Here is a 9957-nt window from a genome sequence, read left to right as displayed (position 1 = left end):
GCAGCGGCGGCAGCGGCGGCAGCGGCGGCAGCGGCGGCAGCGGCGGCGGCGGCGGGACCGGAGGCGGCGGCGGCGATAACTCGGGGGGCGCGCCGGCTGCCCCCGAGGGTGAGGCCATCTCCCCGGGCCTCTGCGCATTTCGACCGGCCCCGGCGCGATCCCCCTCCCCGGCCCTCGCGCTCCCCGCGATCGCCGCTCTCGCGCTCGGCCTGCGCAGGCGCCGCAGGGGCTGACGCCGCCGAGCGCGACGTTACCTACGGCTTGGCGGGTGACGAGCGAGCCGTCACTTCGGCACCGTCACCTGACAGCTATCCTGGGGCCCGATCCACGCGAGGATGTTGACCCATAGCTGCTCGATCTCGGGCAGCGCTTGCCATTCGCTGTCGTACTCGATCCACTCGTCGCCCCAGACCACGGCCCGGCCCTTGCCCCGCTCGTGCGCGAAGGCCACGGGCCCCGCCGAGATGCTCCCGATCGCCGCGCTCGTGCCGCCGCTCCCGCCGAGGTCCTTGACCAGGTATCCGCCGAGGAACGTCACGGACGAGAGCCCCGCCGTCACCGGATGCGCGGCGAACATCGTCACCGGCTCGGAGTACAGACCAGGCTGGTATGCGAGCCCGAACGGGGCGAGCAGCGTGTTCGTATAGAAATCAGGTTCCGCGTCGGTATATCCCGTCATCGCGACGAACCCGCCCCGCATCCCCACCCACGCCGCGAGCGCGCTCGCCTCCTCGGCCGTGTAAGGCCGCGTCAGCCGATCAAAAATGAGGACGTCGTACTTGTCGAGGAACGCAGCGTCGAAGACCTCTCCGGGCGTCTGGTGCGTTCGCTCGACGCTCGTGCCTCGCTCCGTGAGCCAGGCCTGGAAGTTCGAGGAGGGATTGCTGCCCGGACCGCCGACGATACCGAGCCGCAAGCAATCGCAGATCCCGTCCTTGCCCACGTCCACGTCGTCGACGCGCCCATTGCAATCGTCGTCCTTGCCGTCGCACGTTGTCTCGACCGCGCTCGTCGGCATACACGACCCGCCTCCGCCCCCCGAGCCGCTCGGAAAGAGGATACCTCCGTCGCCTCCCATGCCGCCGCCGCCCGCGTTCATGCCGCCGTTCCCGCCCGCGCTCGCGCTCGATCCCCCCGCGCCGCCTCCTTGCCCCCCGGGGCCGGAGGGCCCCCCGTTTTCGCCCCCCGAGCAGTGGACGAGCCCCCCGACGAACAACCCCATGCACAAGATACGCTTCAGCATGCGGCGATCGTCGACGGCATCGGCCAGCATGTCAATCAGGACGAGGGCTCCCAGCGGCAGTTGAGGCTTGACATCCCCGCCAAATCCGGGGAGCTTTCGCGCTGTGCCTCCCGAACGGTCCCGTCGGCGCGCCCGGCTCCCGCTGGCGAACGTGCTCGACGCGCGGGAGCCGTGACGTGTTCGGTACGAAGATGCGCGCCGAAGCCCCCGCCATGCTCCGATCCTTCGTCGCGTGCCTGATTCTCTTCCTTCTCCCGCGCGCGGCAGATGCAGCGGAGACGGGGGAAACGCCAGGAACCACGTGCGCGCCGCCCGTGAAGGCCTGGATCGCGGCCTGCGCCGACGCCGAGCACCTCGGGCTCACGGCATTCGACTGTTTCGCCGATCAGGGGTCGTTGACGCACGTGATCGTGGAGGTGAAGGGCGAGGCGGCGCTCCGGGTCGACATCGCGCGGGACGGGAGCCGCTCCTTTCGCCGCGTGGGCCAGGCTGGGCTCTCCCCCCTGGGTCAATTCGAGGACTGGAACGCGGAGCCGGAGCCACGCAGGCGCGCCCTCGACGCGCTCGGCGCGTGTCTCGCGCGGGACGCGACGTTCCTCGCGTCCGCCGCAATCACCCCCCCGGACAAGCCGCCCACGCCGCCGCCTCCGGAGGTGCGCCCCCCGGGTCCGCCGGGACGAACCCCGGTCGCGTGGCCGTGGCTGCTCGTCACGGGCCTCGCGGGCGCGGCGCTCGGGCTCGGCGGGAGCACGCTCTGGCGAAGGCGGCGAGCCTCCGTCGGGGATGTCTCCAAAAAGGACGTCGCTTCGGACAAACGTTTCCATGCCCCTCCGGCGTCCGTCCTCCTGTTCCTCGGCAGCGTCGTGCTGGTCGAGCTCTGGGCCATCCGCGCGGCGGACGCCGATTTCTTCATGCCGGACCCGTTCCATTTCATCGTCGTGGGGGCGGCGCTCGTGTTCGTGCTCGCCGGGTTCGTCCGGTGGCCCCAGGTCCGCCGTGGGCTCGTGACGCTGACCATCGCCGCGCCGCTCACGCTCCTGCTCATGGAATGGCGACTCGCGGAGGCAGATGTGAGAAACCAGCACGTCGCCCCGTCGAACGACGGCCTCTTGCGGTACACGTACCGGCCCGGCTACGCGATCGAAGAGTCCGAAGGCGAGCGCATCGTGGTCACCGAGGATGGGTTATGGGACGTGCCGCACGTCGTCCCCAAGCCCCCCGGCGTGCTCCGCGTGGTGGTGCTGGGAGACTCGGTCCCCAATGACCCGTCCATCCCGTTTCGCCGTCGTTTTCCGCGGCAACTCGAGGCGCTGCTCGCCCAGAAGGCGCCCGCGGGGCAGAAGGTCGAGGTCGTCAACGTCTCCTGCGAGGGATACAACACCGTGCAGGAGGTGCGCCTGCTCGAAAGCGTGGGCCTGCGGTACGAGCCTGATCTGGTGGTGCTCGCTTATGTGCTGAACGACCCGTTCTTGCAGAACGGCGGATACCGGCGTATCGGAAACAGCTTCTTCGCGTTCCAGTTCGTCAACGTGATGGTGCGCCGGAAATGCCTTCTCTTCGAGGAGATGCACGCGGGCTACACGTTCGACCTCGTCGTGCGCGCGTCGCTCTCGCGGCTCCGCTTGCTCGCCGACAAGCATCATTTCCAGGTCCTCGTCGCGCCCCTGCCGCTGGTGGAGCCCTTCGACGATCCGAGCTGCCTCGCCGTCTACGACAAGGTCGTCGGCGCGGCGCGCGAGCAGGGATTCGAGGCCGGGCGCGTGGTCGACGCATTCCGGGGTGAAGATCACCGGGCCTTCCTCAAGCCCAAGGACGCCCTCGACATCACCCACCCGAACGCCGAGGGGCACGATCGAATGGCGCGCCGGCTCTCCGAGCTCACGGCGCCGCTCCTCTTCCAGCGGACGGCGCCGTGAGCACGCGGATCCTGGGGATCTCGGCCTTCTATCACGACGCCGCGGCGGCGCTGGTCATCGACGGCGAGCTCGTCGCGGCCGCCCAGGAAGAGCGATTCTCGCGTTTGAAGAACGACGAGGCGTTCCCGCGAAGGGCCATCGCCGCCTGCCTCGCCGAGGCGGGGATCGGGATCGAGGATCTCGATCACGTGGCGTTCTACGAAAAACCCCTGCTCAAATTCGATCGAATCCTCGAGACCCACCTCTCCTGCGCGCCGTTCACGTTCCCCCAGTTCCGGAGGGCGCTGCCCACCTGGCTCGGGCGCAAGCTCTTCCTGCCCCGCGAGCTCGCCCGGGGTCTCGAGGGCCGCTTCCCGCGCGCCTTCGTGTTCACGGAGCACCACGAGGCCCACGCCGCCGCGGCGTTTTTCCCCTCCCCCTTCGACGAGGCCGCGATCCTGACGGTGGACGGCGTGGGTGAATGGTCCACGACGACGCTCGGGTTGGGCCGAAACAACAGGATCGAGCTCTCCCACGAGCTGCGCTTCCCGCATTCGCTCGGCTTGCTCTACTCCGCTTTTACCCAGTGGGCCGGCTTCGAGGTGAACACGGGCGAATACATGCTGATGGGCCTCGCTCCTTACGGCGAGCCCCGCTACGAGGCGCTCATCCGCGAGCGAATGATCGATATCAAGGACGACGGGTCGTTCCGCCTCGACATGCGTTATTTCGATTGGCTCGGCGGTGTGACCATGATTTCCCCCGCGTTCGAGCGGCTCTTCGGGGCTCCGGCGCGCGCGCCCGGCGCGCCGATCGAAGAGCGGCACAAGGACGTCGCCGCATCGATCCAGCGCGTCACCGAGGACATCCTCCTGCGGCTCGCGCGCACGGCCGCGGAAAAGACGGGCGCGAAGACGCTTTGCCTGGGCGGCGGCTGCGCGCTGAACTCCGTGGCCGTGGGGCGCATCCAGCGCGAAGGTCCCTTCGAGCGGGTCTGGGTGCAGCCCGCCGCGGGCGACGCGGGCAGCGCAGCAGGCGCCGCGCTCTTCGTATGGCACCAGCTCCTCGACAAACCTCGCGCGGCGCGCGCGAGGGACGCGCAACACGCCTCGCTGCTCGGCCCCGCCCACGACGCGGCCGCGATTCACGCAGCCCTCGCTGGGCGGGGGCTCCATGTGCACGAGCTCGACGAGGAAAAGCTCGTCGGGCGTGTGGCCGAAGAGCTCTCCCAGGGGCGGGTCCTGGGTTTCTTCCAGGGGAACATGGAGCTCGGCCCCCGCGCGCTCGGCAGCCGCTCCATCCTGGCGGATCCTCGCGTCGCGGGGATGAAAGACACGATCAACCACAAGATCAAGTTCCGGGAGGGGTTCCGCCCCTTCGCGCCCTCGGTGCTCCGCGCGCACGCGTTCCGATTCTTCGAGGTCGCGCCGGGCGAGGATCTGCCGTACATGACGCACGTGGTCCCGGTGCGAAAGGACGCGGCGCCCGCTCTCCCCGCCATCACGCACGTCGATGGCTCGGCGCGCATCCAGACCGTGGACGAGGAGCGCCACGGCCTGTATTTCCGCCTCCTCGAGGCGTTTCACGCGCGCACGGGCTGCCCCGTGCTCCTCAACACCTCGTTCAACGTCCGCGGCGAGCCGATCGTATGCACGCCGGAGGACGCGCTCCGCTGTTTTGCTCGGACAGACCTCGACGGCCTCGTGATCGAGCGCTCTCTGCTCCTGCGCGACGAGCAGTCCCCCGCCGCGCTCACGGCGCTCGCGTCGATGGGACCACCGGCCCCTCGTCCTCCACGCGCCCTCGATCGATTTCTGCGTCCGGAAGACGCGAATCCCTCGCGACGGACGCGGATCCACTTCGGGCTCCTGCTCCTCTTCCTCGGCATGGTCGCCGGCGCGGCGGTTTGGCGAGGCACGCGTGATCCCAAGGACCTCGCCGCGGGCGCCCTCGCAGGCGCGGCGCTCTTCGCGGGCACGTTCGTCCCGGGGCTCGGTCGCGCCATGTACCGCGCGTGGATGGCGCTCGGCGCGCTGCTCGGCGCCGTGAGCGGGCCGATCGTGCTCGGCGTCGTCTACCTCGTCGTCTTCGCGCCGATCGCCCTCGTGCGCGCCCTCCTGGGGCGCGATCCGCTCGGGCTCCGCTTCGCCCGGGCAGCGGAATCGTATTTGAAGGACAAACGAACCCCCCGGGAGCCCCGGCATTACTTCAGGCTCTATTGACCATGTCCGAGACACCTCCTCCGAAAAAACAGGACGACCCCGACCACGTCCCCTCCCGGTTCGAGGAAGCCGCGCGGACCACGCGCCAGTCCACGCTGCGGGACGGCCTCGCCTACCTGCGCGAGACCCGCAAGCTTTGGCTCACGCCCGTGCTCGTGATCCTCCTGATCCTCGGGCTCGTGCTCTCGCTGTCGGGCACCGTGCTCTCGCCGCTCATCTACACGCTCTTCTGAGCCGCATCGGAATTGCGCGGGCGTGGTGGGCACCGGTAGCATCCCGAGCGTGAGCGATGAACCGCCTCTTCGCAGGCTCGACCAGATCGTGGGCGAGCTGCTCGCGCCGCTTCTGAACGCCCGCCCGGCCCCCGGTGGCTTTCGCCTGGCCGGCTGGGACGTCGAGCAGGGCGTCTGCGTCGTGCTCGTCCGCGGCGACGAGTGGGTGCTGGTGGAGTTCGAGAACCGCGACGACGCGCGCGACTGCTACACGCGGACGTCGCGGTTCAACGTGTGCGCGCGGCACCAGTTCGATCCCGAGAAGCCGCTGAGCGCGTTGGCCCACCGCGCGGTCGGGCAGCTCGTCGAGATGGTGCGGCGACGAGAAGGCGCGCTGCCCATGGTCCCTCGCCCGGCGCCGACGCGTGGGAGCGAGGTGCGCGAGGTCCGCGTCGAGCGCGCGCTCGTGCAGCAGGGGCCGGGGCATTATTACCTCAACCCGTATGTCGGCTGCATGATCGGCTGCGAGTTTTGCTACGTCGCCGACCGCGCCGATCTGTCGCGCGAGCTCGAGGGCCGCGCGAAGCTGCCGTGGGGGCGCTACGTCGACGTGAAGGTCAACCTGCCCGAGGTGCTCGCGCGGGAGGTCGCGACCCTGCCGCCTGGGCTGGTTCGCATGAGCCCGATCGTGACGGACCCCTACCAGCCGCTGGAGAAGAAGTACCGCATCACGCGGCGTTGTCTCGAGGCGCTGGTGGACACGGGCTTCACGCCCGGGGTGCTCACGCGCGCCGCGCGCATCCAAGAAGACGCCGCGCTGCTGGGGCGCTTCCGCCGCGTGCTGGTGGGCCTCTCGATCCCCACGGACGACGACGAGGTGCGGCAGCATTTCGAGCCCGGTGGAGACCCTATCGAGGAGCGGTTCGCGGCGCTCGAGGCGTGCCAGCGCGCGGGGTGTGTGACGGTCGCCGTGGTGCAGCCGGTGCTACCGATGGACCCCGAGCGGCTGGCCGCGCGGCTCGCGCCGCTGGTGCGCGCGGTGCGAATCGATCGGATGTACGATGGTGATCGCGTGCGCCACCTGTACGACGCGGCCGGTCGGCTCGATGCGGCGACCGAGGAATTCTACCAGCAGACCGCGGGGGCATTGCGGGCCGCGCTCGAGGCGCGCGGCGTTTGCATCGATCCGCTCGATGACCTGCAGACGTTGATGCAGTGAACGGCGACGCCCCGGGACCGCAGCAACAAGCACCGTGGAAGCGCAGCCGATCCCTCTGCGGGAAGGGTTCATGAAGGGAGAAGAAAAGCGCCTCGCCGCCCCTGTTGCCCATCGACGCCGAACGGTGCGACGCTCCTGCGCCGTATGAGACGACGCACCGCCCTCGATCTGCTCGTTCCCGCCGCAGTCCTCCTCATCGCCAGCTCCGCCCACGCCGAGGAGCCGTCGTGCGCCGAACGCCCGAACGCCGTCGTCGCGGACCTCGGGCTGCACGTGGTCAACGCCGGTTATCAGCGCGTTTTCGGCTGTCACGTCACGGTGCAGGCGACCGCCGGGCTTTATGGGCCTTGGACGGTTACGCAAAACGTGCTCGGTCTGGGCGGCGGCGATCGCACGCCGGACGAGGACGTCATCGGTATGGTCTTGCGTGGGCGCATCTTCTTCCACCCACTCGGGCGCGCGCCCGGCGGGCTTTGGATTTCACCCTACACGCAGGCGGGCCCGGTCCGCTCGAGGGTCGAATCGGAGAAGATCTGGGGCCCCGCGTTCGCGGCGGGGCTGAGCGCCGGGTGGACGTGGATGCTGGGCAATCGCGTCCTGCTCGGCCTCGGGCTCGGCGCCCAATATCACCGCGCTTCCTTCCTGGGGAGGACGGCACGCCCCGGGTTCTCCCTCTTCGGGCCAACGGTGGATATCAACGTCGGGTTCCGCTTCTGACGCGGTGCCGAGAACGAGCTTGGACTGCGCTCAGAATCATCGAGAGGGCGACTTGATCCGGAGCGTCACGAGGAGTGATCCTCCCAGGAATGGACGACACTCCCGCGCTGCCCCTGCTCGGGGAGTGCGTCGCGGAAGGAGTCGTTCTTCTCAGCGTACATCTTCACAAAGTTGAACCGCGTCCCCTTCGTGAGCCCCTCGCGCGGGGCGTAAACCTTCCCCATCGAGAGTGGCCTCAGCCGGCGACCCTATCTCCGGTGCTGACGAGGTCACGCGGTGGTCTTCGGGGGGAACGACGGAACACGTCATTGATCCAGTCGAAGAGTCGGCCTCCACGGTTCGACCGACAGCTCGCAACGGACCTCGCTCCCTCGCTCCAACGATCGACCATCGTCCAGTCTGCAAGACGCCAAGCAAGCGGAGCGTGGGTAGGCGCTTGACGCCCCCCCTTGGCATCCAAACAGATTTTGGAGGCGTCGTGTCGACCAAGGGGGGAGAGCCGTGTCCAGAAAGAAGGGACAGGCGCTCGAACGAGCGTTCGCTGCGTGGATGGTGTCCGCGCTTCACTACACGACGACCGTACAGCGCGAGTTCGTGAAAGGAGAGGTCGCCACGCGCCCGTATGAAGTGGATGTACATGGGGAGCGATACAGGCGGTATTGGTATGCGTTGCGCGTCGTCGGGATGTTGCTTTTTGTGCTCGGTATGGCCACGATTTTTATGCCGCACAAGTTCACTTTGGTAACTCATGCAGCGGAGGGCATCGTCGCGAAAATATGGCCGAGTGCTGCAAGCTCTGGAATCCTTATCCTTGCTCTGGTTGCGTTGTTCGTGGGCGAGTTTGGCAGAAAACGGAGTACGCACCACGCCTGGGTCGAGTGTAAAAACCGCAAGACCGCGGTGAAGCGGTTCGACATCGAGAAGCTGAGGGGCGCTGTCGAGGACGTCCGCAAGAACGAGACGGCGTCGTGGAAACCCGACGAGGTCATCGTCGTGAGTGCCGCAGGCTTCGATGACGATGCAATCGCCCTGGCGGATGAGTATGGCTTCGTGTGCTACCAGCGCATCAGCTATGGTTTCGAGCGCGTCTGAGCTGCTCCTCGAGCGTGCGGCTTGATCTTCTGCCAAACCCGGACGGTCGTTCTTTGCTCGGACAAGGCTACCTTGCGCCTCGTCGAGCATGCGCATCGAGGCAGCGGACCCGTGGGCAGGTGGGGGCGCCTGACCATGGCAGTCCGCAAAGTCGAACGATACGGGGAAACCCGTTTGTTGATTGACATCCAGTACAAGAAACGGGACGGCACGCGCGGACGCTTCCGCAAAGATGCCGAGGTCCAGACCTTGACCGCGGCCCGCGCGGAGGAGAAACGGTATCTGCTCAACATTGCGCAGTACGGCGAGCCGAACGAGCCGGCGGCATCGACCAGCGGTATCGCTGCCGGTGCCCCGTTCGGCGAGGGTGCCGGGGCGAAGCCCAAGAAGAAGTTCGCGGAGCTCGTCGCCGAGTACCGTGACACCTTCATGGTGGCCGAGCTGAAGGTCACGAGCTGAAGGGGCTACGAGTCGGTTCTCCGGAGCACCTTGCTCCCGCGGTTCGGCGGGCTGCCCCTGGAGAAGGTCGACGGGAAGGCCGCTGCGGATCTCGACCTCGACCTGTCCCGGCGGAAAGGTCACACGGCGAGATCCACACGCCCAAGACAGGCCAGCGGGAGATCCCGGTCTCCAGGGAGCTCGCCCGGCTCCTCGCTCCCATCGTGAGGAAGGGACCGCGGGAAGCGCACGTCGCCCTGAACGACCACGGCAAGCCGTGGGGTCAGTTCGGGATCGACCAGGCGTTCGAGCGCGTCTGCCGGCGGGCGGGCCTGAGCGGGTGGTCGGTGTACTGTCTCCGACACTACGCGATCACCAGCTGGCTCCGCGCAGGCATCCCTGTCCACATTGTCCAGCGGATGGCGGGTCACAAGCACCTGGCGACCACGCAGAGGTACGTCCACTTCCTCAAAGCGGACCTCGAAGAGGCCGCCCGGCGGCTGGCCCACCGCGACCCCCAAGGCAACGGCCAAGGCAACGCCGGACGCCCTTCCGTAGGGCGGCAAATCGGCCTGAAATCCGGCCTTAGGGCCTCTCCCGACCTGACCCGGACACCGAGGGTTAAGGCAACAGCAAGGCAACGGCCCTGTCTGGCCGTCTGGTCTTGCTGGTCTGGGTGATCGGCGTCGCGGTCAATAACCCCGCGGAATCACCCAAGAAACGCCTGGAGCCGCCTTCGAGATTTGAACTCGAGACCTACGGTTTACGAAACCGTTGCTCTACCGCTGAGCTAAGGCGGCGTTCCCGTCGAACGGGCGCGCAGAAAAACCATGTTCCGCATCAGTTGTCAACGTCTTTTTTTCGCCCCCCCTCCAATCCCTCTCCAATCCCCCTCCAACCGCCTCCCTCCCCGCCCCCT

At 68.1% G+C, this 9957-nt stretch carries 10 protein-coding genes, 1 tRNA gene and 1 pseudogene; 9 read left to right on the top strand and 3 right to left on the bottom strand.

Going from position 1 to position 9957, the window contains the following annotated elements:
• Nucleotides 1-233 (top strand): annotated as a pseudogene (locus QHF89_RS45490) (P-type conjugative transfer protein TrbL); the annotation flags it as partial.
• A gap of 50 nt (nt 234-283) precedes the next feature.
• On the opposite strand, the gene QHF89_RS45485 reads toward QHF89_RS45490, so the two are convergent.
• The gene (locus QHF89_RS45485) at nt 284-1243 is read right to left on the bottom strand and encodes a ThuA domain-containing protein (RefSeq protein ID WP_136970389.1); all 960 of its coding nucleotides are present in this window, start codon (nt 1241-1243) and stop codon (nt 284-286) included.
• Nucleotides 1244-1455: 212 nt separating this feature from the next.
• Here QHF89_RS45485 and QHF89_RS45480 point away from each other — a divergent pair, with 212 nt between their 5' ends.
• From QHF89_RS45480 to QHF89_RS45460, 5 genes are all read left to right on the top strand, one after another.
• The gene (locus QHF89_RS45480; RefSeq protein ID WP_136970390.1) at nt 1456-3159 is read left to right on the top strand and encodes an SGNH/GDSL hydrolase family protein; all 1704 of its coding nucleotides are present in this window, start codon (nt 1456-1458) and stop codon (nt 3157-3159) included.
• On the top strand, nt 3156-5360 hold the full coding sequence (locus QHF89_RS45475; RefSeq protein ID WP_136970391.1) for an SxtJ family membrane protein: 2205 nt from the start codon (nt 3156-3158) through the stop codon (nt 5358-5360). Before QHF89_RS45480 ends, QHF89_RS45475 begins: the two co-directional genes overlap by 4 nt.
• A gap of 2 nt (nt 5361-5362) precedes the next feature.
• The gene (locus QHF89_RS45470) at nt 5363-5593 is read left to right on the top strand and encodes a DUF5989 family protein (RefSeq protein WP_136970392.1); all 231 of its coding nucleotides are present in this window, start codon (nt 5363-5365) and stop codon (nt 5591-5593) included.
• A gap of 49 nt (nt 5594-5642) precedes the next feature.
• Entirely contained in the window at nt 5643-6791 is a 1149-nt protein-coding gene (locus QHF89_RS45465) for an SPL family radical SAM protein (RefSeq protein WP_136970393.1), read from the top strand.
• A gap of 144 nt (nt 6792-6935) precedes the next feature.
• Nucleotides 6936-7508 carry a DUF3575 domain-containing protein gene (locus QHF89_RS45460; protein WP_136970394.1) on the top strand — a complete coding sequence of 191 codons (573 nt, stop codon included), beginning with the start codon at nt 6936-6938 and terminating at the stop codon, nt 7506-7508.
• A 65-nt stretch (nt 7509-7573) separates the two neighbouring features.
• Here QHF89_RS45460 and QHF89_RS45455 read toward each other — a convergent pair whose 3' ends face one another.
• Complete coding sequence (locus QHF89_RS45455; RefSeq protein WP_284721799.1) at nt 7574-7732, bottom strand: hypothetical protein; 159 nt, start codon at nt 7730-7732, stop codon at nt 7574-7576.
• A gap of 277 nt (nt 7733-8009) precedes the next feature.
• Between QHF89_RS45455 and QHF89_RS45450 the strand changes: the two genes are divergently transcribed.
• The 3 genes from QHF89_RS45450 to QHF89_RS50295 all read left to right on the top strand — a co-directional run bounded on the left by QHF89_RS45450 (nt 8010) and on the right by QHF89_RS50295 (nt 9718).
• Nucleotides 8010-8600 (top strand): hypothetical protein, encoded by a 591-nt coding sequence (locus QHF89_RS45450; RefSeq protein ID WP_136970395.1) that lies wholly within the window; start codon nt 8010-8012, stop codon nt 8598-8600.
• A gap of 72 nt (nt 8601-8672) precedes the next feature.
• A complete protein-coding gene (locus QHF89_RS45445; protein WP_136970396.1) occupies nt 8673-9059 on the top strand; it encodes a hypothetical protein in 387 nt (128 codons plus the stop codon).
• The gene (locus tag QHF89_RS50295; RefSeq protein ID WP_136970450.1) at nt 9056-9718 is read left to right on the top strand and encodes a tyrosine-type recombinase/integrase; all 663 of its coding nucleotides are present in this window, start codon (nt 9056-9058) and stop codon (nt 9716-9718) included. The genes QHF89_RS45445 and QHF89_RS50295 overlap by 4 nt, the downstream gene beginning before the upstream one ends.
• Before the next feature lie 45 nt (nt 9719-9763).
• Here the strand turns inward: QHF89_RS50295 and QHF89_RS45440 are convergent.
• Nucleotides 9764-9838: transfer RNA gene (locus QHF89_RS45440), tRNA-Thr, on the bottom strand.
• Between the last annotated feature and the right edge of the window lie 119 nt (nt 9839-9957).

The organism is Polyangium sorediatum, assembly GCF_029946465.1.
GTDB classification, from domain to species: domain Bacteria; phylum Myxococcota_A; class Polyangia; order Polyangiales; family Polyangiaceae; genus Polyangium; species Polyangium fumosum.
This window is presented reverse-complemented; position numbering and strand designations above follow the sequence as displayed.